This window comes from Stutzerimonas sp. NM35 (assembly GCF_054604355.1).
Map to the genome: position 1 here is coordinate 1,344,891 of NZ_CM137728.1, position 23,985 is coordinate 1,368,875.

The following is a 23,985-nucleotide window of genomic DNA, read 5'->3' on the forward strand; positions in this document are numbered from 1 at the left end:
AAATTACCCTAGTAAAATCAATGACTTATAAGATCGACCTCCGGCATGGGGTGCAAGGGGTAGGGTATTCAACTCGCTCCCTCCCAACCCAAAAGCTCCAAAGGCTCAAAGCACTGATGAATGTTTGGATTTTTTAGTTGCCACGAAAAAGGGGATGCCAAAGCATCCCCTTTTTCGTCTTCACAACCAGGCGATCAAGCCGCTTTTGCCTCGGCTTCACGCATGGCTCGGTTCAGGGCGCTGAACAGGGCGCGGATGCTGGCGGTGGTGATGTTTTCGTCGATGCCGATGCCATGCAGCGGGCGCTCGCCGTTCAGGCGTACTTCGATATAGGCCGCGGCCTTGGCGTTGCTGCCGGCGCCGATGGCGTGTTCGTGGTAGTCCATGATTTCCAGCTTGACCGGCAGGGCGGAGACCAGGGCCTCCAGCGGGCCTTTGCCGATGCCGCGCAGGTGCAGGCTGTTGCCTTCGTGGGTGACTTCCACGTCCAGTGCGCTGGTGCCGTTTTCTTCCTGCAGGCGATGGTTCTTGAGCGCGTAGGGCGTGACCGCTTGCAGGTATTCGGCTTCGAGCAGGGCGTAGATTTGCGTGGCGCTCATTTCCAGGCCGAGGCGATCAGTTTCCTTCTGTACCACTTGGCTGAATTCGATCTGCATGCGCCGGGGCAGGCTGATGCCGTATTCCTGCTCAAGCAGGAAGGTGATGCCGCCCTTGCCCGACTGGCTGTTGACGCGGATTACCGCTTCGTAGCTGCGACCGATGTCGGCTGGATCGATGGGCAGGTAGGGCACTTCCCAGACGCCGTTCGGGTCTTGCTGGGCGAAGCCCTTGCGGATGGCGTCCTGGTGCGAGCCGGAGAAGGCGGTATGCACCAGATCGCCAACATAAGGGTGGCGTGGATGCACCGGCAACTGATTGCATTCCTCGACCACCTTGCGCACGGCGTCGATGTCGGAAAAGTCCAGCTGCGGATCGACGCCCTGGGTGTACAGGTTCAATGCCACGGTCACCAGGTCGACGTTGCCGGTGCGTTCGCCGTTGCCGAACAGGCAGCCTTCGACGCGATCGGCGCCGGCCATCAGGCCCAGTTCGGTGGCGGCTACGCCGGTGCCACGGTCGTTGTGAGTGTGCAGGCTGATCAACACGCTGTCGCGCTTGTTGATATGGCGTCCGAACCATTCGATCTGGTCGGCGTAGATGTTCGGTGTGGCCGCCTCGATGGTGGCCGGCAGATTGAGGATCAGCTTCTGCGCAGGCGTCGGCTGGAATACGTCGATCACCGCGTTGCACACCTCGACGGCAAAGTCGGTTTCGGTGGAACTGAACACCTCGGGCGAGTACTCGAAACGCCAGTCGGTCTCAGGCGCGGCGGCGGCCAGGCGCTTGATGATCTGCGCTGCGCTCACGGCGATGTTCACCACGCCGGCCTTGTCCTGATTGAAGACGATGCGGCGGAAGCTCGGCGCGGTGGCGTTGTAGTAGTGGACGATGGCCTTCTTCGCACCCTTGAGCGACTCGAAGGTGCGCTCGATCAGATCCTGGCGCGCCTGGGTCAGCACCTGGATGGTGACGTCATCGGGGATGTGGCCGCCCTCGATCAGCTCGCGCACGAAGTCGAAATCGGTCTGTGAAGCGGAGGGGAATCCCACCTCGATTTCCTTGAGGCCCACCGCGACCAGCGTCTTGAAGAAACGCATCTTCTTCGCCGCGTCCATCGGCTCGATCAGCGACTGATTGCCGTCACGCAGATCGGAGCTGAGCCAGATCGGCGCCTGGGTGATGACCTTCGATGGCCAGGTGCGGTCGGGGATGTCTATCTGGGCAAAAGCGCGATATTTCTTCGACGGATTCTTGAGCATGGTCATGGTGTTTCCTTGGAGTTCGCTCGTGGCGACGGCAATCGAAACCGGTTTTGCCGGTTGGTTATGGTGCGAACTTAGTGCTTGCGAGGGTGTTCGTGCAATAGTTCGTTAAAAATTGGCAGTAATTGTCTTTGGAGTGTCGATCTAAGCATTTTTATGCTTGTTATCTGTTCGTTTCGTGCGCTTGATTGCCCTTGGTTTTTGCGGCTCTATGTCGCAGTCGCTTCGTCAAACCGCTCATGCGATCATCCAGATCACGGCTTGCGCAGAGCCCATGTCATTGTTAAGCAAGGATTTAGTGGTGCAGAACAAACGGCTTTCGACATTGAGCATCTGGCTTGGCCTGTTCGCCATGCTGATGATTCATGTCGGTCCGTTGTACTCGGCGATACAGGCGGCGCAGACGGCTGCGATGCCGATGGGCGAGCATCACCAGCATGCCGGCCATGATGCTCATTCTCCTTCCGCGCATGGCCACCACAGGCAGTCCACGGGCCAGGAACCGGCCTGGCTGAGCGCACTGGAGATGTGCGGTTATTGCGAGCTGCTGACGCTCAACCCGCCGTTGACCCTTTCCCTCGATCTGGCCCTGCCTCGGCACGAGCCGGCGCATTTCCTGCCGCTGCCCGACGAGCCGCTGATCCGCGCGTTGCGCCGCAGCAGTGGCCATGCACGCGCACCTCCGTATTTCCACGCCTGATGTCCGAAGCCGTGCTGTCACGGCTGTACAACACCTTTAGAAGTGGAAATGCTTATGTCCCGTATCATTCGTGGCTCCCAGGCGCGCGTGCGCCTGTCCGATACCTTTTCTATCCAGCCATCGCGCCTGCGTTGGCAGTTCGCCCATGCGGCTCTGCTGGGGCTGCTGGCCAGCGGTGCGATCGCCGCCGAGCAAGGCGCGCATCACAACCATGCCGAGCATGACTCCATGGAGTTGGCGCCCATGGTCATTACGGGTGTCGCCCAGCAATCGCCGCTGACCGTGGCCACCAACCCGAAAATTCCACGCCAACCCGTACCGGCCAGCGATGCTGGGGATTACCTGCAGACCATTCCGGGCTTTTCCGCCGTGCGGGGCGGTGGCTCCAACAGCGATCCGGTGTTTCGCGGCATGTTCGGTTCGCGGCTGAAGCTGCTGACCAATGGGGGCGAGATGCTGGGGGCCTGCCCGAGCCGTATGGACTCGCCCAGTTCCTACATCACGCCGGAGAACTACGATTCGCTGACGGTGATCAAGGGGCCGCAGACCGTACTCTGGGGGCCGGGCAACTCGGCGGCGACGATTCTGTTCGAGCGTGACCCGGAGAGCTTCAGCGAACTGGGCGGACGCATCGATGCCAGTTTCCTGGTCGGCTCCAACGGTCGCTTCGATCGCAATATCGATGCCGCCGCCGGTGGCGAGCAGGGGTATATCCGCCTGCTCGCCAACCGCTCTGATTCCGATGACTACCAGGACGGCAACGGTGACGACGTGCATTCGCGCTGGGACAAGTGGAGCACCGACCTGGTGCTTGGCTGGACGCCGAACGAAGACACGCTTCTGGAGCTGACGGTCGGTCGCGGTGATGGCGAGGCGCGTTATGCCGGGCGCGGGATGGATGGTAGTCAGTTCGAGCGCGAGAGCGTGGCCCTGCGTTTCGAGCAGGACAATATCGGCGAGGTGCTGCAGAAGATCGAGGCGCGGGTTTATTACAACTATGCCGACCATGTGATGGACAATTACAGCCTGCGCACACCCTCGGGCATGGGCATGATGGCCAATCCCATGGCCAGCAACGTCGACCGGCGCACCCTGGGTGGTCGCTTCGCCACCACTTGGCAGTGGAATGATTACGAGCTGGTAACCGGCCTGGATGCGCAACGTAACGAGCACCGCAAACGCAATTCCCAGTTCGATATGATGACCGGCACGCTCATCGAGCATGACCGCTTCGCCTGGGACAAGGACGCCGACTTTCACAATTATGGCCTGTTCGGCGAGCTGACTCGCAATTTGGGCGATGACAGCCGCCTGATCGGCGGCGCGCGCCTGGATCATGTGACAGCCAAGGATTACCGCAGCACCGGACCGTCGGCAGGCGACAGCCGCAGCGACAATCTGCCGAGCGGCTTCCTGCGCTACGAGCATGACCTGCAATCTCTACCGGCAACCGCCTACGTAGGCTTGGGTCACACCCAGCGCTTCCCCGACTACTGGGAGCTGTTTTCCGGCGGTGCCAACGCCTTCGCGAATGTACAACCGGAAAAGACCACCCAGCTGGATTTCGGTCTCCAGTACAGCCAGGGGCCGCTGGAGGCCTGGGCGTCGGCTTATGTCGGGCAGGTGCGTGACTACATCCTGTTCAGCTACCAGACCAACATGATGGGCATGTCTTCCTCAAGCGCCGACAACATCGATGCACGCATCATGGGCGGCGAGCTGGGCGCCAGCTATCGCCTGACCCCCAACTGGAAGACCGATGCCAGCCTGGCTTATGCCTGGGGCAAGAACAGCTCCGATGGCGAGGCGCTGCCGCAGATGCCACCGCTGGAAGGACGTCTGGGCCTGACCTACGAGCAGGGCGACTGGAGCGCTGCCGGCCTCTGGCGCGTGGTCGCGGCGCAGAATCGCGTAGCCGAGAACAAAGGCAACGTGACCAGCAAGGACTTCGACGAAAGCTCCGGCTTCGGCGTGTTCTCGGTCAATGGCGCCTATCGCCTGAACCAGCACTTCAAGCTCACTACCGGCATCGACAATCTGTTCGACAAGGCCTACAGCGAGCACCTCAACCAGGCCGGCAACGCCGGTATCGGCCTGTCCGCCGATGAGCGCATCAACCAACCGGGCCGCACGTACTGGGCTCGCGTCGATATGAGTTTCTGATTCAACAGTGGCAAGGGGCGGGAGCAATTCCCGCTCCGGACGTAGGTTGGCGCTGAGGCGCGGGGTGCAGGGGCAGCCCGCGGCGCTGGCATCAGGGATGAGGCAATGGGCAGTGCCAGAGGTCGCCCATGTGCTTCGTGCCTCAGCGCCAACCTACGATTACTTCCCGACTGTCAGGCTGGTTGCTGCTCTCGTTCGAGCCGTGGCAGTGAAGGTTCGCCGCGTGTATCCAGAACATCGCACCAGGCACGCATATCGGCACCGCTCGGGTGCTGGAATACGCGCAGGCCGAACTCCGGGAGGATGGCCAGCAGGTGATCGAAGATGTCCGACTGGATCGCTTCGTACTGCACCCAGGCCACTGTGTTGGTGAAGCAGTATATTTCCAGCGGCAGACCGTCTGCGGTGGGGGCCAACTGGCGCACGATGAAAGTCATGTTCTGGTGGATACCGGAATGGCTACGCAGGTAGCGCTCCACGTAGGCCCTGAAAGTGCCGATGTTGGTGACGCGGCGGGTGTTGACCGGTTCCTGGCCGCGCTCGGCGAGCTTCTCGTTCCAGGCGTCGATTTCCTTGCGCTTGTCCGTCAGGTATTCATCCAGCAGGCTGAAACGATGCAGATGCTTGCGTTCTTCGGCATCGAGGAAATGCACGCTCTGCTGATCCAGGTAGATGGCTCGCTTGATACGGCGACCGCCGCTTTCCTGCATCCCGCGCCAGTTCTTGAACGAGTCGGAAATGAAGCGCTTGGTCGGGATGCTGGTGATGGTCTTATCCCAGTTCTGGATCTTGACCGTATGCAGGGCGATGTCGATCACATCGCCATCGGCATTGAGTTGCGGCATTTCCACCCAGTCGCCGACGCGAATCAGGTCGTTGGAGGTGATCTGCACACTGGCCACCAGCGACAGCAGGGTGTCTTGGAAGATCAGCATGAGCACCGCAGCCATGGCGCCGAGACCGGACAGCAGGATCAGCGGCGAGCGATCTATCAGGGTGGCGATGATCAGGATGGTGGCGATGGCGTAGAGGACGATCTTCACCACCTGCAGATAGCCCTTGATCGGGTGCAGGTGGGCATCCGAACGGCGCTGGTAGAGCAGGTTGACGATGTCCAGCACTGCCGCCAGGGCGAGTGCGATGGTCAGCACGATAAAACCGCCGCAGACGTTCTTTACCACCGTCACGACAGCTTCCGGCAGCCCCGGCACGGCATTGATGCCGACCGACAGCACCAGCGCCGGGACGATATTGGACAGCCGCTTGATGACGCCGAAATCCTGCAGCTGCGCATCGCGGGCATGGCGCAGCAGGTGATAAAGGCCGCGCACCAGGATGCGCTTGACGACCCAGTTGGACAGCCAGGCGGCAAAGATCAGCGCGGCGCAGGCGGCCAGTGTCTGCAGTTCAGGGTGGGCTCTGAGCCAGTCCAGCCAGCCGGCAAACTCGTCAGTCATTTGATACTCCGTTCGGTTCTCGTTGCGGCGGAACGTGCCGCACGGGGGCGGACCTTAACAAATCCGCCAGGCAGTCCCAAACGGAGCGGTAGCAAATTACAGGCTCAGCGAATGAATTCGCGGCTGATGCTCCTGAACAGATCGGTACCGGCGCGCTCCATCCATTCGAAGGCCACCATCTCCCGCGAGACGATCTCGGCACCGGCTTGGCGCATGCGCTGCAACGCCAGCGCCTTGTCCGAGGCGCGGCGCGAACTGACCGCTTCCTCGACGACGAACACCTGATTGCCTCGCTCCAGCAGGTCGAGCACGGTCTGCATGACGCAGACATGGGTTTCGCAGCCGCAGATCACGAATTGTTGACGTTCGCCACCGGGGTGCTTGAACAGCTCGCCGTCGGCGGCGCTGGAGAACTCCATCTTTTCCAGAATCGCGTTGGCCTCGACACCTTCGCGCAGGGTCTGAACGGTCGGTCCCAGGCCCTTGCTGTACTGCTCGGTGATCAGCGTTGGCACGCCGACACGCCCCGCGATCTGCTGCAGCCAGGCGGTATGTTCGATCATGCTGGCGCCATCGAGAATGGCCGGCAGCAGGCGTTCCTGGATATCGACGATGAGCAGGGTGGATTGGGTGGCTCTGATGCGCATGGCTGTTTTCCTTGTGGGTCAGTGTTTGAACGCGCCGATGAATATCGATGGATCGACGCGGGCATCATTGAGGCTGACGTTCCAGTGCAGGTGCGGTCCGGTGGCGCGGCCCGTGGCGCCGACCTTGCCGAGGATGTCGCCGCGCCCCAGTTGATCGCCGGTCTTCACGTCGACGGCCGACAGGTGGCAGAACATGCTGATCAGCCCCTGGCCATGGTCAAGAAATACCGTCTTGCCGTTGAAGAAATAGTCGCCGGTGAGGATCACCCGGCCCGCCGCCGGCGCCTTGATCGGCGTGCCGGTTCTGGCGGCGAAATCCAGCCCCGAATGTGGGTTGCGTTCCTCGCCGTTGAAGAAGCGGCGCAAACCGAAAGGGGAGGAGAGCGGGCCGTCGACGGGCTTGTCGAACAGCAGATTGCTGGGCTGGCCGGGACTGAACTGGCGGTAGGCCGCGGTCTGTTCGGCCAGTTCGCGCTCGATGCGTCTGAGATCATCCGGATTCGGGTTGACCTGACGTTGGTTCTTCAGGGTGATGTGCTGTGCGCGATATTCGCGAGGCCGGACCTGAAAACTGCGCAGGCTGCCATCGACCTGCACCTGCTGCTCGCCGGGTTTGACGGTGAGCGGAATGCCGAGGATGGCGATCCAGCGCTGGCCGTCCTCGCGAATCACCAGCGCGGGTTTGTCCTGATAGCGCACTTGCGGTGGCGTGGCGCCGTTGCCCAGTTCGACCACCGCCACCCCGCCCGGCACGGGCTTGTTCAGCAGGCGCGTGATGAAGCCTTCGGCGTGGGCGGAAAGGCTGAGTGCGAATGAAAGCAGCAGAGCAATGACGCGTGACATAAGCGGTTCCGCTTGAAAGGACGGCTCATCCTCGCGTAAACGCCAGGCAAGGGGAAGGGCGGCCTGCCGCTTACGGACTTTCAGAATGCAGCCCACGTAATGGGCGCATAGGCTTTTTCAGAGCAGCGGCAGCGTCACCGGCTGCAGATGGTTGTCTTCAACCCGCACATCCAGTTCCCCTTCGCCGAGGCGGGCCTTGAGGCGCTGGCCGGGGTGCGTCTGGCTGGCACGGTAGATCGCCTGGCCACGCTCGTCCAGAAGGATGCTGTAGCCACGGGACAGGGTGGCCAGCGGGCTGACGACATTGAGCGTCTGCGCCAGGCCCTGTAACTGCTGGCGGCGGCTGTTCAGCCGTTCCTGCATGGCGCGCGGCATGCGTTGGGACAGATGCTCCAGACGCTGGCGCAGCAATGCCAGTGTGCGGCCCGGATGCTGTGCGCTCAGACGGGTGTCGAGGCGAGCCAGACGCTCCTGGCCCGCACAGAGACGACGGTCGATGCCGCGCAACAGGCGCTGCTCCAGATCGTCGATACGCTGGGCCTGCTGTTGCAGACGCTCACCGGGATGACGCAGGCGCTGGCTCAGCCCATCGAGGCGCGCGCCTTCGCGCAGCAGGCGTTCGCGCATGCGCAGCAGCAGGCGCTGACGCAGACTTTCCAGGCGCTGGCGGATATCCGTGCTGCTGGGCGCCAGCAGTTCGGCGGCGGCGGAAGGTGTGGGTGCGCGCACATCGGCGACGAAATCGGCGATGGATACGTCGGTTTCGTGGCCGACAGCGCTGATGATCGGTGTCTGGCAGGCGGCCACGGCGCGGGCGACGGCTTCTTCGTTGAAGCACCAGAGGTCTTCCAGCGAACCGCCGCCGCGCGCCAGGATCAGCGCATCGAAACCGCCACGGTCGGCCAGCTCCAGGGCGCGCACGATCTGCGCGGTCGCCTCGCGGCCCTGGACGGCGCTAGGCACCAGGGTCAGCGCCACATGCGGTGCGCGACGGCGGAACACCGAGATGATGTCGCGTATCACCGCGCCGGTTGGCGAACTGACGATACCGATGCGCTGCGGATGGGCGGGCAGGCCGCGTTTGCTGCCGGCGTCAAACAGGCCTTCGGCGGCGAGCTTTTCCTTCAACGCCTCGAAGGCCAGGCGCAGGGCGCCATCGCCAGCCGGCTCCAGCGAGTCGAGAATCAACTGGTAGTCGCCGCGCCCCTCGAACAGCGAAACCTTGCCGCGCACCTTGACCGCCAGCCCGTCGCGCAGCGCCTGGCGCACCCGCAGGGCGTTCTGCCGGAACAGCGCGCAGCGCACCTGGGCGTTCTTGTCCTTGAGGGTGAAATAGAGGTGGCCGGAGGCGGGGCGGGCAAGATTGGAAATCTCACCCTCGACCCAGACCTGGGCGAACACGTCTTCGAGCAACAGCCGGGCACGGCCATTGAGCTGGCTGACGCTGAGGACCTCGCGGTCGAGATTGAGGCGCTGGAAGGGATCTTTGAGCATGGGCGGCATGATAAGGCCTTGATAGGCGAGCAGGGGCAAAAACCTTCGTTGCGCAAGTGGGATGCACCAAATTGGCGCAGCCCGTACCATTCGCACCTTTCATCGGTGTGGCCATGCCGCCACAAACGGTCATTGAACCAGCAAGGAGCTGTGTATGAGCAAGCAGATTCGGATTGGCATCGCCGGTTACGGCAACCTCGGACGAGGCGTCGAAGCCGCCATCGGCAAGAACCCGGACATGACGCTGGTGGGCATCTTCACCCGTCGTGCCCCGGGCGAGCTGACGCCGCTTGTCGCCGGCACGCCGGTGTATGCCATGGATGCACTGGACGAACATCGTGAAGCCATCGATGTGCTGATCCTCTGCGGCGGCTCCAAGGACGACCTGCCCGTGCAAGGTCCGCAGCTGGCGGCGATGTTCAATACCGTCGACAGCTTCGATACCCACGCGCGGATTCCCGAATACTTCGCGGCGGTGGACGAGCCTGCGCGGGCCAATGGCAAGACGGCACTGATCTCCATTGGCTGGGATCCCGGCATGTTCTCCATCAATCGCCTCTACGGCGAAGCGTTGCTGCCCGATGGCGTGACCTACACCTTCTGGGGCAAGGGGCTGAGCCAGGGGCATTCCGATGCCGTGCGCCGGGTGCCGGGCGTCAAGGCCGGCGTGCAGTACACACAGCCTTCGCCGGTGGCCATCGACCGCGTGCGCAGCGGCGCGCGCCCCGAGCTGAGTACACGGGAAAAGCACACGCGCGAATGTTTCGTGGTGCTGGCCGAAGGCGCCGATGCCGCTGCCGTGGAGCAGGCCATCGTCAGCATGCCGAACTACTTTGCCGACTACGACACCAGCGTCAACTTCATCAGCGAGGAGCAACTGCGTCGGGATCACCAGCGCATGCCGCATGGCGGCTTCGTGATTCGCAGCGGCAACACCAGCGATGCGCATGCCCAGGTCATCGAGTACTCGCTGCAGCTGGAGAGCAACCCCGAATTCACCGCCAGCGTACTGGTGGCCTATGCGCGTGCGGCGTACCGGCTGAACCAGCAGGGCCAGATCGGCGCGAAGACGGCCTTCGATGTGGCACCGGGGCTGCTGTCGATCAAATCCGCCGAGCAGCTGCGCGAAGAACTGCTGTAACCGGCTGCCGCTCCGGCCCGCTCGACAATTTCTCCGGGGTTGTCGAGCCGACTGGAGAGAGGTCGTCTTGATGAGCCGGGTTGGCGCCGTGCGCGATTGCCACTCAGACGCTTTCGAGCAGGCGGTCGAGCAGCCAGGCGGCAACCGGGCGCAGTTCGTGCTGGCGTGACCAGACCACATCAACCGGGACGTGTTTGGGCCAACCGGGCAATTGCAGCTCCTGCAACTGCCCGGAGTCGTACCATGTGACCAATTGGCGCGGAAGGGCTGCCCAGCCGAAACCAAGCACTGCCATTTCCAGCAGTAACAGGTAGTCGGGTGCTGTCCAACAGCGGGCGCCGCTGACGAACAGCTCATCCGAGGGTGTATCGCTGGTGGTCACGCTGCTCAGTCGCAAGGCTCGCCAGCGCGCCAAGTCCTCGATAGCCACGGTCTGTAGCGCTGCCAGCGGATGGGAACGCGCGACGAACAGGCCAAACTCGGCGCTGGCCGGGACGCGGGCATAGGCGATATCCCCTGAATAGGTTGGCTGGGCTGCCAGCAGACCGAGATGAGCGCGCCCCTGGCAAACCAGGTCGAGTACGTCGGTGTGCTCGGCGAGCAGGCATTCGAACTGCAGGTCAGGGAAGCGCTGATCCAGTTCCAGCAGACGCGCTTCATATTGTTTGGGCTGGTAGGCGTCGGACAGCGCCAATGTCAGTCGTGTCTCCTGGCCGCTGGCCATGCGTGCGGCGTGGCGCGTCAGGCGGTCGCTGGCAGCCAGTACCTCCTTGGCATAAATCAGTAGATTGGCACCGGCTTCGCTCAAAATCAGCTGGCGGGGACCGCGTTCGAATAGCTGGACGCCTAAGTCGAGCTCCAGGCGTGCAACAGCTCCGCTGACCGTTGACTGGCTCTTGCCCAAGCGCCGGGCTGCAGCACTCAGCGAGCCGCAGCTAGCGGCAAGAACGAAGGCTTGGAGTGACTCTGGGGAGTGGTTCATATCGCTTTTCCCGATGGCAGCTAACTTGTTGATAACCGCTTTGCCGATGATGATAGCGCCAGTTTTTCATTCGAGAGGTGTCTTCATGAACCAGCCACCGCAGCGTTCTGTGCGCGAACGTATCGGTCATGCGCTTGCGTTCGAGCTTATCGCTGTAGCCATCAGTGCGCCGGCATTGGCCTTGCTGATGGACAAGCCGTTGGTCCAGGTGGGGGCTTTGACGCTGATGTTCTCCACCGTCGCCATGCTCTGGAACATGCTGTTCAACTATTGGTTCGACGGGGCGCAGCGTCGCTTGGGCTTTCACCGAGGTTTGTGGGCGCGATTGGTTCATGCATCGCTGTTCGAGCTGGGCCTGATTGTGGTTCTGGTACCTCTGGCTGCTTGGTGGTTGTCGATTAGTCTGCTTGAGGCACTGGTGTTGGATATCGGCCTGATCCTGTTTTTCCTGCCCTACACCATGGCTTTCAACTGGATCTATGATGTGCTGCGGGCGCGCTGGACAGGGCAGGGTGGCAGCCGGTCGGTTTCGCAAACGCTTTGAGCGCCCGGGCTTGATTTGCCTGGCACAAGGCTTAAGCTGCCGCCCCCCTTTGGTCATCGCCCTGTATCGTCATGACTGCGCAACTGATCCTCGTCCCCCGGATATCCAGCCTGCCCGCGCATGAGGCGAAGGCGCGGGCCCTGTTGCGCTGGCTGGTCAGGAGCGAGATCGTCGAGGAACTGCCGACCACGTGCGGTCAGGGCGGCGATGGCATGGCCTATGCCATCGGGCCGGGAGCCCGGCGCATCGCGCAGCATCCGGAGCGTTTGCCGTATGGCCAGGCGCATAACGGCCTGGAGATTGTCACCCAGCGCTGCATCTATATGCCGACGCGCGACTTTCTCGGAGAAGCGGGCTGCCCCGATTGCCGCCAGGAAGTGGGCGTGCCGCTGTTCGACAGCCTGGAAGCCTGGTGGCCAGGGGAGACCGATGTATTCACCTGCCCGGAATGCGGCTTCGAAGATGACATCAATGGCTTCCTGTTCCTGCAGCCCTGCGGCTTTTCCAACCTGGGCTTCATCTTCAACGGCTGGGCCGAAGCAGGGCTGAGCGAGGCCTTCGTCGAGGCGTTCGCCGAACGGCTGGGCTTCGCCTGCGCACAGGTCCGGGTGGATCTCTGAAGCGGCGGATGTGCGTTGAGTGCGGGCGCTCTGGCAGGTATAATGCCGCGCTTCCTTTTTCCCGCCTGGGGAGCCCCCGCCATGCTGCGTATCAGCCAAGAAGCCCTGACATTCGATGATGTTCTCCTGATCCCCGGATATTCCGAGGTCCTGCCGAAGGATGTCAGTCTCAAAACCCGCCTGACCCGTGGGATCGAGCTGAATATCCCCCTGGTTTCCGCAGCCATGGATACCGTCACCGAAGCTCGCCTGGCCATCGCCATGGCGCAGGAAGGCGGCATCGGCATCATTCACAAGAACATGAGCATCGAGCAGCAGGCCATCGAGGTGCGCAAGGTCAAGCGCCATGAAACGGCCATCGTGCATGATCCGGTCACCGTCACGCCGGAAACCAAGATCAGCGAGCTGCTGCGCAAGGCCCATGAACTGGGCTTCTCCGGCTTTCCGGTGATTTCCGGCAAGGAACTGGTCGGCATCGTCACCGGTCGTGATCTGCGTTTCACGCCGAATGCCGGCGACTCCGTGGCGGCGATCATGACGCCCAAGGACAAGCTGGTCACCGTCAAGGAAGGCACCGGCCTGGAAGAGATCAAGACCAAGCTCTACGAGCACCGCATCGAGAAGATGCTGGTGGTCGACGACAGTTTCCATCTGCGCGGTTTGGTGACCTTCCGCGATATCGAGAAGGCCAAGACCTACCCGCTGGCCTCCAAGGATGAGCAGGGTCGCCTGCGCGTCGGCGCTGCCGTGGGTACTGGCGCCGATACCGCCGAGCGTGTCGAGGCCCTGGCGGCTGCGGGTGTCGATGTGGTGGTGGTGGACACCGCCCACGGCCACTCCAAGGGCGTGCTCGACCGCGTGCGCTGGGTGAAACAGAACTTCCCGCAGTTGCAGGTGATCGGCGGCAATATCGCCACCGGCGAAGCGGCCCTGGCGCTGGTCGAAGCCGGTGCTGACGGCGTCAAGGTGGGTATCGGCCCAGGCTCGATCTGCACCACCCGTATCGTTGCCGGTGTCGGTGTGCCGCAGATTTCCGCTATCGCCAATGTTTCCGCAGCGCTGGAAGGCACCGGTGTGCCAATGATCGCCGACGGTGGTATCCGCTTCTCCGGCGACCTGTCCAAGGCCATCGTCGCTGGCGCCAATGCGGTGATGATGGGCTCGATGTTCGCCGGTACCGAAGAGGCGCCGGGCGAGATCGAACTGTTCCAGGGCCGTTCCTACAAGGCCTATCGCGGCATGGGCTCGCTGGGCGCCATGTCCCAGGCCCAGGGTTCCTCGGACCGTTATTTCCAGGATTCTTCCGCCGGTGCCGAAAAACTGGTGCCCGAAGGCATCGAAGGCCGCGTACCGTACAAGGGCACACTGGCGGCGATCATCCATCAGCTGATGGGCGGCCTGCGGGCTTCCATGGGTTATACCGGCAGCGCCACCATCGAAGACATGCGTACGCAGCCGCAGTTCGTGCGCATCACCGGCGCCGGCATGGCTGAATCGCATGTGCATGATGTGCAGATCACCAAGGAAGCGCCGAACTACCGCGTCGGTTAATCGAACTTTTCGCTGGAGGCTGGAGGCTTGAGGCTGGACGAGTACGCTTTTTCGTTCAGCCTCCAGCCTCCAGCCTTCAGCCATTTAATCCAGGTGAAGAAAAAATGGCCCATCCCGACATTCACGCCCATCGCATCCTGATCCTCGATTTCGGCTCCCAGTACACCCAGCTGATCGCGCGTCGCGTGCGCGAGCTGGGCGTGTATTGCGAACTGCATCCCTTCGATATGAGCGATGAGGACATCCGCGAATTCAACCCGCGCGGGATCATCCTCGCCGGCGGCCCGGAGTCCGTGCATGCCGAAGGCAGTCCGCGCGCGCCGCAGGCGGTGTTCGAGCTGAACGTGCCGCTGTTCGGCATCTGCTACGGCATGCAGACCCTGTCCGAGCAGCTTGGCGGCAGGGTGCAGGGTTCCGATGAGCGCGAATTCGGCTATGCCCGTGTCGATCTGGTCGGCAAGTCCAAGCTGTTCGACGGCATCGAGGATCACATGGACGACGATGGCATGTTCGCCCTCGACGTCTGGATGAGCCACGGCGACAAGGTCACCGACCTGCCGGAAGGCTTCCGTATTCTGGCCAGCACCCCGAGCTGCCCGATTGCCGCCATGGGCGACGACACGCGCGGCTACTACGGCGTGCAGTTCCATCCCGAAGTGACTCACACCCGCCAGGGCGGGCGCATCCTCTCGCGCTTCCTGCTGGAAATCTGTGGCTGCGAAGCGCTGTGGACGCCCTCCAACATCGTCGATGACCTGATCGAGCAGGTCCGCACCCAGGTCGGTGACGCCAACGTGCTGCTGGGCCTGTCCGGCGGCGTCGATTCCTCGGTGGTTGCCGCTCTGCTGCACAAGGCCATCGGCGACCAGCTGACCTGCGTCTTCGTCGACAACGGCCTGCTGCGCTTGCACGAAGGCGACCAGGTGATGGCGATGTTCGCCGAGAACATGGGCGTCAAGGTGATCCGCGCCGACGCCGAAGCGCAGTTCCTCGAGAACCTCGCCGGCGAAGCCGACCCGGAGAAGAAGCGCAAGATCATCGGCCGCACCTTCATCGACGTCTTCGATGCCCAGGCCAGCAAGCTCGACAACATCCAGTTCCTCGCCCAGGGCACCATCTACCCGGACGTGATCGAGTCCGCCGGCGCCAAGAGCGGCAAGGCCCACGTGATCAAGTCGCACCACAACGTCGGTGGCCTGCCGGAAGAGATGAACCTCAAGCTGGTCGAGCCGCTGCGCGAACTGTTCAAGGACGAAGTGCGCAAGATCGGCCTCGAACTCGGCCTGCCTTACGACATGGTCTACCGTCATCCTTTCCCCGGTCCGGGTCTGGGCGTGCGCATCCTCGGCGAAGTGAAGAAGGAATACGCCGACCTGCTGCGTCGCGCCGACCACATCTTCATCGAAGAGCTGCGCAACTTCGACTGGTACCACAAGACCAGTCAGGCCTTCGTGGTGTTCCAGCCGGTCAAGTCCGTGGGTGTGGTCGGCGATGGCCGCCGCTACGCCTGGGTCGTCGCCCTGCGCGCGGTGGAAACCATCGACTTCATGACCGCCCGCTGGGCGCACCTGCCCTATGCGCTGCTGGAGAAGGTCTCCAACCGCATCATCAACGAAATCGAAGGCATCTCCCGCGTCACCTACGACGTGTCGAGCAAGCCGCCGGCGACGATCGAGTGGGAGTGAAATCAGTCCCTGCGGGAGCTGTCGCTTCCTGTCAATAAGATGCTGTAACGTATTGATTGATAAGGAATACGTTGCGGCATCTATCGGTGGCTATCGCCGAGCAGCAGAACGCTCTGGCGGTAAGGGTGACGGTAGGAATCGGAAGCCGGATTAAGACCCTCCCGTTTACTATCGAGACCAAACCGGTCTTTGACGGTAAATCTCTCCTTGGGAAAGCTTGCACCATGCGGCTTTCCGGGCATCAGCAGGTCTCCTGGCCCTTGACGGTAAAAGCCGTCATGAACAGGAGGAAAAAATCTCGATGCTGACCGACACTGCGCTACGCAATCTCAAGCCCAAAGCCAAGCCCTACAAGGCTTCCGACCGAGATGGCATGTACGTGACGGTATCGCCCGGCGGTACCGTCACCTTTCGCTACGATTACCGTCTCAATGGCCGCCGTGAAACGCTGACCATAGGACGGTATGGTCCAGCGGGGATTTCGCTGGCCATGGCTCGCGAGAAGCTTCTGGATGCCAAGCGGATGGTCGCCCAGGGCATATCCCCCTCCCTAGAAAAACAGCGAGCCAAGCGGCGTCTGACAGCCGCCAAGTCGTTTGGTGACATGTTGAAGAGCTGGCTGGCTGATGCGCGTATGGCTGACAGCACGCGGTCCATGCGCAAAAGCATCATCGACCGCGACATCCTGCCGGTCTTCGAGAACCGGCTCCTGACCGAAATCACCCCTGACGATCTACGCGCGCTCTGTGCCAAGGTAAAGGGCCGTGGTGCGCCTGCCACGGCCGTCCACATTCGCGACATCGTGAAGCAAGTCTTTGCGTTCGCAATCCTGCATGGCGAGAAGGTCGAGAATCCGGCCGACGATGTGAAGGCGGCATCAATCGCCACCTTCGTGCCGAAGGATCGAGCGCTGACCCCGACCGAGATACGACTGGCATTCCATCAGTTGGAGTCCATTGCTGCGTACCCTACTATCCGTCTGGCCTTGCGCCTGGTGCTTCTGACCCTGGTGCGAAAGAGCGAGCTGATTGAGGCGACCTGGAATGAAGTGGATTTTGAGAACGCCACCTGGACGATCTCCAAACAGCGGATGAAGGGACGCAATCCCCATGTGGTCTACCTGTCGCGCCAGGCTCTGGACATCTTCGTCGCGCTGCACACTTGTGCTGCTGGCTCGAGGTTCGTGCTGCCCTCGCGCTATGACATCCACCGCTGCATGTCACACGCCACCTTGAACCGGATCACCCAACTCATTGCATCACGTGCTAAGGAAGCGGGGCTGCCGTTGGAGCCGTTCACGGTTCACGACCTGCGCAGGACTGGCTCCACGCTCCTCAACGAAGTGGGCTTCAATGGTGACTGGATCGAGAAGTGCTTGGCGCATGAGGACGGGCGTTCCTCGCGCTCGGTCTACAACAAGGCCGAGTACGCTGAGCAGCGTCGCCACATGCTGCAAGAGTGGGCCGATATGGTTGATGCCTGGGTCGATGGTCGGACTCATGTGCCGAAGCTGCTGCCCGACAATGTGACCGTGCCGGTGTTGAGTGCCGCCGTTTAGAGGAATGGACAGGTTGTCAGTTGACAACCTGTCGAGTCGTGGGAATACTGGAGATCATTAATGGCCCGTCCCTCACATCCGAAGAAAGAGGTCGAAGAAGCGCTCAAGCATGCCGAAGGGCAGGGGTGGCGCATCGAAGTTGGCGGCAGTCACGCCTGGGGACGGATCTACTGTCCCTACAACGACGAAGAGTGTCGTTGCGGCGAGTTCTGCATCACCAGCGTGTGGAGCACGCCGAAGAGCCCTGGTAACCACGCACGCGCCTTGCGACGCGTCGTGGATAACTGCACCACGCACCGTAAGCCGCAAGAGGCTGCCGACGGCGCAGAGGAGTAGCACGATGGAATACACTTTCACTCTGAAATACCAACTAGCCGATGATGACCGTAACCCGGATGTGCTAGTCGAGCGCCTTGGCGAGGCTGGCTGCGACGATGCCCTGGTAGGCATCGGTCAGCCGGGGCGGCTGGCGCTGGAGTTCACCCGCGAGGCTGAGAGTGCAGATACGGCTGTGCGCAGTGCACTGGCCGACGTACGCAGTGCAGTGCCCTCGGCCAGGCTGATCGAGGTAGCCCCCGATCTGGTCGGCCTGACCGACGTGGCCGAAATGGTCGGGGTCTCGCGACAGAACATGCGCAAACTGATGCTGGCCAATCCGGGCAGCTTCCCGGCACCGGTGCACGAGGGTAGTGCATCGATCTGGCACCTGGCGGACGTGCTGGCCTGGTTGCAGGCCAAGGGCAGCTACTCGCTGACCAGGGATGTTCTGGAGGTGGCGCGTGTGGCCTTGCAGGTCAATCTGGCCAAGGAAAGTCGGCGTCTACCACGTTCGACTTCTGAGGAACTGGGGGCTCTGGTCGGCTAAGGCAATCATAGGCCTCATGCTTGATCCGAACCCGCCCGAACCGGGCGGGTTTTCCGTAGGCGGACATCCGGGCCGCTGATGTCTCTGCGAGGCGCCTGCTTGCGCTCCTCAATCCATGCTTCCACCTCGGCCAAGTCCCACACCACGCAACGTGGTGTCAGGTTAAAGCGTCGAGGGAACTCGCCACGCCGCTCCATCTCGTAGATGGTCGTCTCAGATAGCGGGATGATCTGCCTCAGCTCTTGTCGCCGAATGGTGCGCCGGAAGGGCAGGGGGCTTCGCTTCGGAAACTGCGGCAGTGCCTCGTAGGCTTCCGTGTCAGGCATCGGAAGAGACTGGCCGGTCTCGGAGATTGACGCGCCGGGCGGAGGCGATAGATGTTCCATCTCGGACTCCATGAGTCTGGTTGGATGGGGCATCGTGCGGTTCAGTGCCTTATCGGGACAACCCGCTGCGGCGTACAGGGGCAGACTTTGGTGCGATTATTAGTTGCTAGATAGCTTTCAGTGATGTTATTTCATCGCTGAAGTTGTGGCAGTTCTCCAGTTAATTCGATCCTGCCCCTTATCCCAGCAGCTCAGCCGGCTGCACGAGAGTGCAGCCGGAGGGGATCATTCTGTAGATGTCGATTTTGGTGCCTTCTTTCGTGATGCTGAAGAAGTCAGCGACGGCAGGCACTCAAACAGACGTTCCGCATACACAAACCCCATACGTCTGACGGCACTCTGATCGAAGTACAGCAGCCAGGCCGCGAGTAACGCCATCGAAATAAGCAGCGTCAAGCCAGCGGCGAGCCCCGGGTCTGCAAAATGCACGGGGTAAAAATGGGGAGGCGTGATCTGCAGAACCTTTGCAATCAGCAATCCGTAGAGGATTCCCAGGAGGCTCGACAGGATGCCTACAGGCTTCATCGCCAGCATATTGCGGTGGAATCCGTAGGCAATATTCTCTTTCAGTAGGAGTTGCTTATTGGTACGCGTGAGTTCGCGAAGTCGCTTGGTTGCTCCGATGTAGATGTCGTCCGCTTTGTCAGGGTTCGCTGATTCTTCTTCTGCCGTTGGTATGTCAATACCCAGTTTAGTTGTGATCGCAGAGTGGTACCTCTGCTTGCTGACGCTATCGAGAAAATTGTCGCGATGCCGCAGGGCTATGGTTGTAGGCATGCCGCCCCATTTCTTGACTAAAAGCTCTTCAAGCTTTTTACCGCGCCCACGTGCCACGCTCGCAAGCGCGTAAATGGCGCCGCAGCCGCCAAGTAAACCGATAACGCCTGTGAGCACAGGATGCTTTGCTCCGTATACGCATAGCAAAGGGACGAGCAATGGCAACGCCACAAGAAGACCCGGAACCACTCGAGCCTTGCGCTCGTAGGGGTCTTTAACTAGTTCGAAAATTGTTGTCATGGGAGGTCAGGCCTGGGCTGTCAAAGCATCGATGTAGGGTTGGATTTCATCGCGATTTCTCAGCGTGATCTGTTGCGCGAGAGGGTCTGCGGCTTCCTTGGTATGCAAGCCCAAACGCCTTAGCGTGTAGTACAGAAAAGCTTGACGGCAGGGAAGCTTGACCTGCCCTTCTTCCATGCCGTAATCCAGTTCCAGTACTCGTTTTTTAGCTGCAGGCAAACCGGGATGCGGTGCAAGCACTAGCGTCAGAACGGTGTGCCAATGAGCATCCTGGCTGGAGTCCACATGACTCGGCTCGAACCCTTCGATGTGCAAAATTCGAGCGAGAACAAAATCGCTGAAGCGCTGACGCTTGTGGCAATACGCTCGCACGTGCCAGCGAAAACCATCATTGCCGAGAGCGTGCGGCGAAAGCAGTCGGATTGACTCTTCTAGAGACGTCATGGACTGGTAGCTCACTCGAATAGCTTCCTGCTGCCGAATAGCCCGGACCACTGCTTCTACGGTCTCTTCATTGATCGAGCGCCAGGGGGATGGAGCCCAATCTGTTTCGGGGGCTGAGCCAATAAAGCTGGCTCTCGGTTCGACAACGCCCATCTTGGTTGCCAGCAGTTCCGTTAGATAGCGTTGAGCCGAGCTTCGTTGGTAAAGCGGTTGAAAGTGTGAGGTGGCGGTGTAGGTCTTGGAGCGACGGTCATAGGTCAGATTGTTCGGCGCTAGCTCTATGTACTTGGCAATGTCCAGCGATGCCTGAGGAACCGATATGGCGAAATGCTCGGTGAGATCCGTTCGATTGATGCGTCGCTCCCAGCGCAGACGAAAATCGATGAATTGCAATCTGCTCTCCAGACCCCAGCTCAAGCTCTTGGGCTCAGAGAGTTCGACATTAGTATTCGAGGCTTTCTTCATAGTAACCATCTAAAAAGTAGACGGATATAAAAAATATCCGTACATTAAGTGTACGTGACTGCTGCTTTGGTCGTCTACCTGGAGACCCCAGATTCCTACAACCATCACATTCTTTCCTGTAGACAACGGGGATATGGCCCTCATCAAGTTTGGCGATGTGGACGCAACCACCCTGCTGATCGACATAAACATTCGGCAGGACGCTGACGACCCGGATGGGGTGGCACGCGATGTTGCTAAGGATCTTCGCGATCGTTTGAAGCGGGATGAGAACGGAAGGCCTTATGTCGATGCATTCTTGCTGAGCCACCCGGATCACGATCATTGCAGGGGTCTGACGCGGCATTTCTATCTGGGACCGCTGGACAAGTACCCGGATGACAAAAAGGACGATAAGGACAAGAAAATCGTGATCCGCGAGATGTGGTCGTCCCCCATCGTGTTTCGACGCGCCAGCAAGACGCACACCCTGAGTGACGATGCCAAGGCATTCAGCACGGAGGCGCGTAGGCGGGTGCAGATTAATCGCGATAAGAATTTCGCTGCCGGGAGCGGTGATCGTATTCAGATCATGGGCGAAGACATCGAAGGAAAAACTGACGATCTCACTCCGATTGTGCGGAGAGTGGACACGAGCTTCTCGACGATCAATGGCAAGAGTTCTGCGTACTTCTCCGCGTTTCTTCTGGCGCCCCTGGGTGCCCAGGATAACGAGGAAGAGGAGCAGAGCCTGATCAAAAACCAGTCAAGCGTGATCCTAAACATCACATTGGCCGCTGATGCAAATACGCCAGATGGCGCGAAGTTTCTTACTGGTGGCGATGCTGAAGTGTTCATCTGGAACCGCCAATGGCAGCGCCACAAGGCTGAAGCCGATGTGCTTGAGTACGACATCATGCAGGCGCCGCATCATTGCTCTTGGCATTCGCTGTCCGAAGACAGCTGGTCTACCCATCGCGAAAAGGCCAAACTCGACCCTGACGCTCGTAAGGCGCTTTCGCAGACTCGTGACGGTGCTGTCATCGTTGCTAGTTGTAAGCCCATTGCAGACGACGACAGTGATCCTCCCTGCATTCGTGCAAAGCGTGAGTACGCCGCAATCGTGGGTGAAGCAAAAGGCGAGTTTTACTGCACGGGCGAATACCCGAGCGAAAAATCTGCTGAACCTCTCGTGTTTACCGTCACTACTCAGGGTGTACAGCCCCCCTCGAAGAAAGAAGCTGGATCGAAGGCTGCAGCCGTGATCACCTCTGCGCGTACCCCCATGCCGCACGGCGCATCGTGATGGACAGGATTGCGGATGCACTGCATCAGCTTCAGCGGCATCGAGGCTTGGTCCGCGTTGGGGAGCCAAGGGTAAGCTGTGAATTAACGCAGATCGAAGTCGATGTTTCTGTTGAGCTACCGAGCCGGTCTCGGCGCTATGGCGTTTCCGAAACCGGCGTACGTTCGGTCGAGACATGCATTCTGGTCTTCGACAATGACTGGCCTCTATCCGCGCCCAAGCCTCTCTTGCGTACGGACTTTCCGCTCAACTTGCCGCACATCAATCCCCATCGCGAAGGCGAGTTGGTCTCACCTTGCCTGTTCGAGGGGGCATTGGACGAGCTACTGCATCGGTTTGGTCTGGACGCGATTATCGATCAATTAATCGATTGGCTGCACAAGGCTGCAGCTGGGGCGTTGCTGGATCTTGAGCAGGGGTGGGAGCCGACGCGTCGAGACAGTTGTCCTTCGACCATTGCATTCAGCGCCGAGAAGGTCGCGTCCGCTGCTCCCGCTGACGGCTCGATTTTGATAGTACCCGTTAGCTATGTGACGATTGATGATGGCCTATACGCCATCATCAATACCGAACTGACCGCCCAAGTCGATCCTGTGTTCTGCCAGGACGCTCACAACGACAAGCTGGGTAAATGGGGAAACGGCCATACCGCGGCCTTCATCGCACGCGCTCCAATAACCGACGGCCTTCATGTGATCGACCGTTATCAACCGGAGACGGTTTTCGATCTCGCGACGTTGCTTGATCGAGCTGCGGAGCTCGGCATTGATCGCGACGCTTTGGCCAGAAGTCTGGATGGTTTTTACGGACACTCGATCCTGGATGTGCAACAGGACTCGCGCGGCTGGGTGCATGGTTTGTACGCGGTTGTGATTCTGACTGTGCAAAGGCCTGCATCGCTTGTGGGCTCACCAGGGCGAAGTATTGAGGTACTGCCCTATGTGGTGCGCTATGAGCTCAACGCTCAATCGCTCCTAGAGCGAAGCGCCACGGTTCACCCAGCCTTTCATGCGCATGCATTGTCCCCCGAACTGTTGGCAAGGACGTCCGGCATTCCAGCGGCGACCATATCTCAGCCGCTGGTCATGCTCGGCTGCGGAAGTGTAGGGTCGAAAATCGCGATGCATCTGGGGCGAGCCGGTTTCGGTTCAATGGCTTTCGTCGACAACGAATCCATGTCGCCTCACAACGCAGCACGGCATGCCCTCATTGAGCGGGCATCAGTGCTGGTCCCACCTCGAAAGGCTGCTCTGATGAAGACGGCCTTTGAGGAGCTGTCTCATCTTCAATCGCGCGCGTTCGACGCCGACGCAGTGAGCCTCCTAGTCGATCCAGTACAGTTCTCGACAACTGTTCCGCAGGATGCAGCGCTTATCGTGGACGCAACAGCTTCACTTAAGGTGCTAGCCGCAGAAACACAGTCGACAGCGCTGGATCAATCACCTGCGCGGCTCGTACGGATCGCGATGTACGGTCAGGGCCGCTGTGTTGCAGTTTTGCTCGAAGGACTTCGCCGCGCCGGTCGGGTTGATGACCTCACGGCATTCTTGTTCGAGTGCTGCCGATTTGTGCCGGAACTGCGTGCATCGATTGCCGGTGATACTTCTGAGCCGACGCGTATTTTTGTGGGCGACAACTGCCGCTCACTGACCATGCCAATGTCTGATGCCGTCGTTTCGCGGTCTGCTTCACTGGCTGGGCTGCAACTGGAACGCTGGCTCATTGACGGGCTTCCGAAGGAAGCGACTCTTTGCGCTGGGATCTCGGATGCTGAAGGCCTCGGCATAGCATGGACTCGCACCAGCCTTGGTCCTACCACTGTGCTCGATGTGGCGGACGATGGTGGTTGGAGCATTCGGATTCTGCACCCGGTCGCGCAAGCGATCCATGCTGATGCGCTGCGCTGGGGTGCGTTGGAAACAGGCGGTGCCATAGTCGGCCGCATCTCGTTTGAAAATCGAACCATCATCATTGCGGGGCTTGTTGACGCACCGCCAGACAGCGTTCGAGCGGCCGCACGCTTCGTTTTGGGCACCGATGGGCTTGTTCAAGATTTGCGTACTGCAAATTCGGCCTCTTTGGGATATCTCGCCTTTATCGGCACTTGGCACAGCCACCCGAAAGGCGGCGCTCATTCGGGTATAGACCGACATACGTTGCGCGGCATCGCTGAGGATGCTGGTGGTCTTCCTGCTGTGTCGTTGGTATGGACTCCGACAGGACTCACATGTGCGGTGGATCGCTGGTAGGTGGAGAACCACCGGCACTTCGTTGGT

At 60.7% G+C, this 23,985-nt stretch carries 21 protein-coding genes; 12 read left to right on the forward strand and 9 right to left on the reverse strand.

Annotated features, from left to right (window positions below; all coding sequences use genetic code 11):
• Positions 1-194: 194 nt before the first annotated feature.
• Positions 195-1,865, reverse strand: a complete 1,671-nt coding sequence (gene leuA / locus ACYCFC_RS06390; RefSeq protein ID WP_181086906.1) for a 2-isopropylmalate synthase — start codon at positions 1,863-1,865, stop codon at positions 195-197.
• 322 nt (positions 1,866-2,187) lie between these two features.
• Here leuA and ACYCFC_RS06395 point away from each other — a divergent pair, with 322 nt between their 5' ends.
• The gene (locus ACYCFC_RS06395; RefSeq protein WP_181086917.1) at positions 2,188-2,562 is read left to right on the forward strand and encodes a DUF2946 domain-containing protein; all 375 of its coding nucleotides are present in this window, start codon (positions 2,188-2,190) and stop codon (positions 2,560-2,562) included.
• Positions 2,563-2,616: 54 nt separating this feature from the next.
• Complete coding sequence (locus ACYCFC_RS06400; protein ID WP_181086905.1) at positions 2,617-4,725, forward strand: TonB-dependent copper receptor; 2,109 nt, start codon at positions 2,617-2,619, stop codon at positions 4,723-4,725.
• Positions 4,726-4,898: 173 nt separating this feature from the next.
• Here the strand turns inward: ACYCFC_RS06400 and ACYCFC_RS06405 are convergent, their stop codons facing one another.
• The 4 genes from ACYCFC_RS06405 to xseA all read right to left on the reverse strand — a co-directional run bounded on the left by ACYCFC_RS06405 (position 4,899) and on the right by xseA (position 9,166).
• Positions 4,899-6,182, reverse strand: coding sequence for a mechanosensitive ion channel family protein (locus tag ACYCFC_RS06405; RefSeq protein ID WP_181086904.1), 1,284 nt, complete (start codon positions 6,180-6,182; stop codon positions 4,899-4,901).
• A gap of 104 nt (positions 6,183-6,286) precedes the next feature.
• Positions 6,287-6,829: a hydrolase gene (locus ACYCFC_RS06410; protein ID WP_459653460.1), complete on the reverse strand. Its 543-nt coding sequence runs from the start codon at positions 6,827-6,829 to the stop codon at positions 6,287-6,289.
• 18 nt (positions 6,830-6,847) lie between these two features.
• Positions 6,848-7,672, reverse strand: coding sequence for a peptidoglycan DD-metalloendopeptidase family protein (locus tag ACYCFC_RS06415; RefSeq protein ID WP_459653461.1), 825 nt, complete (start codon positions 7,670-7,672; stop codon positions 6,848-6,850).
• A 117-nt stretch (positions 7,673-7,789) separates the two neighbouring features.
• Complete coding sequence (gene xseA, locus ACYCFC_RS06420) at positions 7,790-9,166, reverse strand: exodeoxyribonuclease VII large subunit (protein ID WP_459653462.1); 1,377 nt, start codon at positions 9,164-9,166, stop codon at positions 7,790-7,792.
• A 154-nt stretch (positions 9,167-9,320) separates the two neighbouring features.
• Here xseA and ACYCFC_RS06425 point away from each other — a divergent pair, with 154 nt between their 5' ends.
• Positions 9,321-10,307 carry a diaminopimelate dehydrogenase gene (locus ACYCFC_RS06425; RefSeq protein WP_459653463.1) on the forward strand — a complete coding sequence of 329 codons (987 nt, stop codon included), beginning with the start codon at positions 9,321-9,323 and terminating at the stop codon, positions 10,305-10,307.
• A 103-nt stretch (positions 10,308-10,410) separates the two neighbouring features.
• Here the strand turns inward: ACYCFC_RS06425 and ACYCFC_RS06430 are convergent, their stop codons facing one another.
• On the reverse strand, positions 10,411-11,289 hold the full coding sequence (locus ACYCFC_RS06430) for a LysR family transcriptional regulator (RefSeq protein ID WP_459653464.1): 879 nt from the start codon (positions 11,287-11,289) through the stop codon (positions 10,411-10,413).
• 85 nt (positions 11,290-11,374) lie between these two features.
• On the opposite strand from ACYCFC_RS06430, the gene ACYCFC_RS06435 reads away from it, so the two are divergent.
• The 7 genes from ACYCFC_RS06435 (at position 11,375) to ACYCFC_RS06465 (ending at position 18,112) form a co-directional block, all read left to right on the forward strand.
• Positions 11,375-11,833, forward strand: a complete 459-nt coding sequence (locus ACYCFC_RS06435; RefSeq protein ID WP_459653465.1) for a multidrug/biocide efflux PACE transporter — start codon at positions 11,375-11,377, stop codon at positions 11,831-11,833.
• Positions 11,834-11,904: 71 nt separating this feature from the next.
• A complete protein-coding gene (locus ACYCFC_RS06440) occupies positions 11,905-12,453 on the forward strand; it encodes a sugar ABC transporter ATPase (RefSeq protein ID WP_181086898.1) in 549 nt (182 codons plus the stop codon).
• Between the two features lie 81 nt (positions 12,454-12,534).
• Complete coding sequence (gene guaB / locus ACYCFC_RS06445; RefSeq protein ID WP_459653466.1) at positions 12,535-14,004, forward strand: IMP dehydrogenase; 1,470 nt, start codon at positions 12,535-12,537, stop codon at positions 14,002-14,004.
• A 104-nt stretch (positions 14,005-14,108) separates the two neighbouring features.
• A complete protein-coding gene (gene guaA / locus ACYCFC_RS06450; protein WP_459653467.1) occupies positions 14,109-15,689 on the forward strand; it encodes a glutamine-hydrolyzing GMP synthase in 1,581 nt (526 codons plus the stop codon).
• 301 nt (positions 15,690-15,990) lie between these two features.
• Positions 15,991-17,247 (forward strand): tyrosine-type recombinase/integrase, encoded by a 1,257-nt coding sequence (locus ACYCFC_RS06455; protein ID WP_009616197.1) that lies wholly within the window; start codon positions 15,991-15,993, stop codon positions 17,245-17,247.
• 60 nt (positions 17,248-17,307) lie between these two features.
• Positions 17,308-17,583: a hypothetical protein gene (locus ACYCFC_RS06460; protein ID WP_023087033.1), complete on the forward strand. Its 276-nt coding sequence runs from the start codon at positions 17,308-17,310 to the stop codon at positions 17,581-17,583.
• 4 nt (positions 17,584-17,587) lie between these two features.
• Positions 17,588-18,112 carry a helix-turn-helix transcriptional regulator gene (locus ACYCFC_RS06465; RefSeq protein ID WP_459653468.1) on the forward strand — a complete coding sequence of 175 codons (525 nt, stop codon included), beginning with the start codon at positions 17,588-17,590 and terminating at the stop codon, positions 18,110-18,112.
• A 14-nt stretch (positions 18,113-18,126) separates the two neighbouring features.
• Here ACYCFC_RS06465 and ACYCFC_RS06470 read toward each other — a convergent pair whose 3' ends face one another.
• From ACYCFC_RS06470 to ACYCFC_RS06480, 3 genes are all read right to left on the reverse strand, one after another.
• Positions 18,127-18,498: a helix-turn-helix transcriptional regulator gene (locus tag ACYCFC_RS06470; protein ID WP_256663218.1), complete on the reverse strand. Its 372-nt coding sequence runs from the start codon at positions 18,496-18,498 to the stop codon at positions 18,127-18,129.
• A gap of 225 nt (positions 18,499-18,723) precedes the next feature.
• Entirely contained in the window at positions 18,724-19,515 is a 792-nt protein-coding gene (locus ACYCFC_RS06475; RefSeq protein WP_009616203.1) for a hypothetical protein, read from the reverse strand.
• 6 nt (positions 19,516-19,521) lie between these two features.
• Entirely contained in the window at positions 19,522-20,352 is an 831-nt protein-coding gene (locus ACYCFC_RS06480; protein ID WP_459653469.1) for a helix-turn-helix transcriptional regulator, read from the reverse strand.
• Between the two features lie 163 nt (positions 20,353-20,515).
• Here ACYCFC_RS06480 and ACYCFC_RS06485 point away from each other — a divergent pair, with 163 nt between their 5' ends.
• A complete protein-coding gene (locus ACYCFC_RS06485) occupies positions 20,516-21,709 on the forward strand; it encodes a ComEC/Rec2 family competence protein (RefSeq protein ID WP_044316101.1) in 1,194 nt (397 codons plus the stop codon).
• On the forward strand, positions 21,709-23,958 hold the full coding sequence (locus ACYCFC_RS06490; protein ID WP_459653470.1) for a Mov34/MPN/PAD-1 family protein: 2,250 nt from the start codon (positions 21,709-21,711) through the stop codon (positions 23,956-23,958). Before ACYCFC_RS06485 ends, ACYCFC_RS06490 begins: the two co-directional genes overlap by 1 nt.
• Positions 23,959-23,985: the final 27 nt, after the last annotated feature.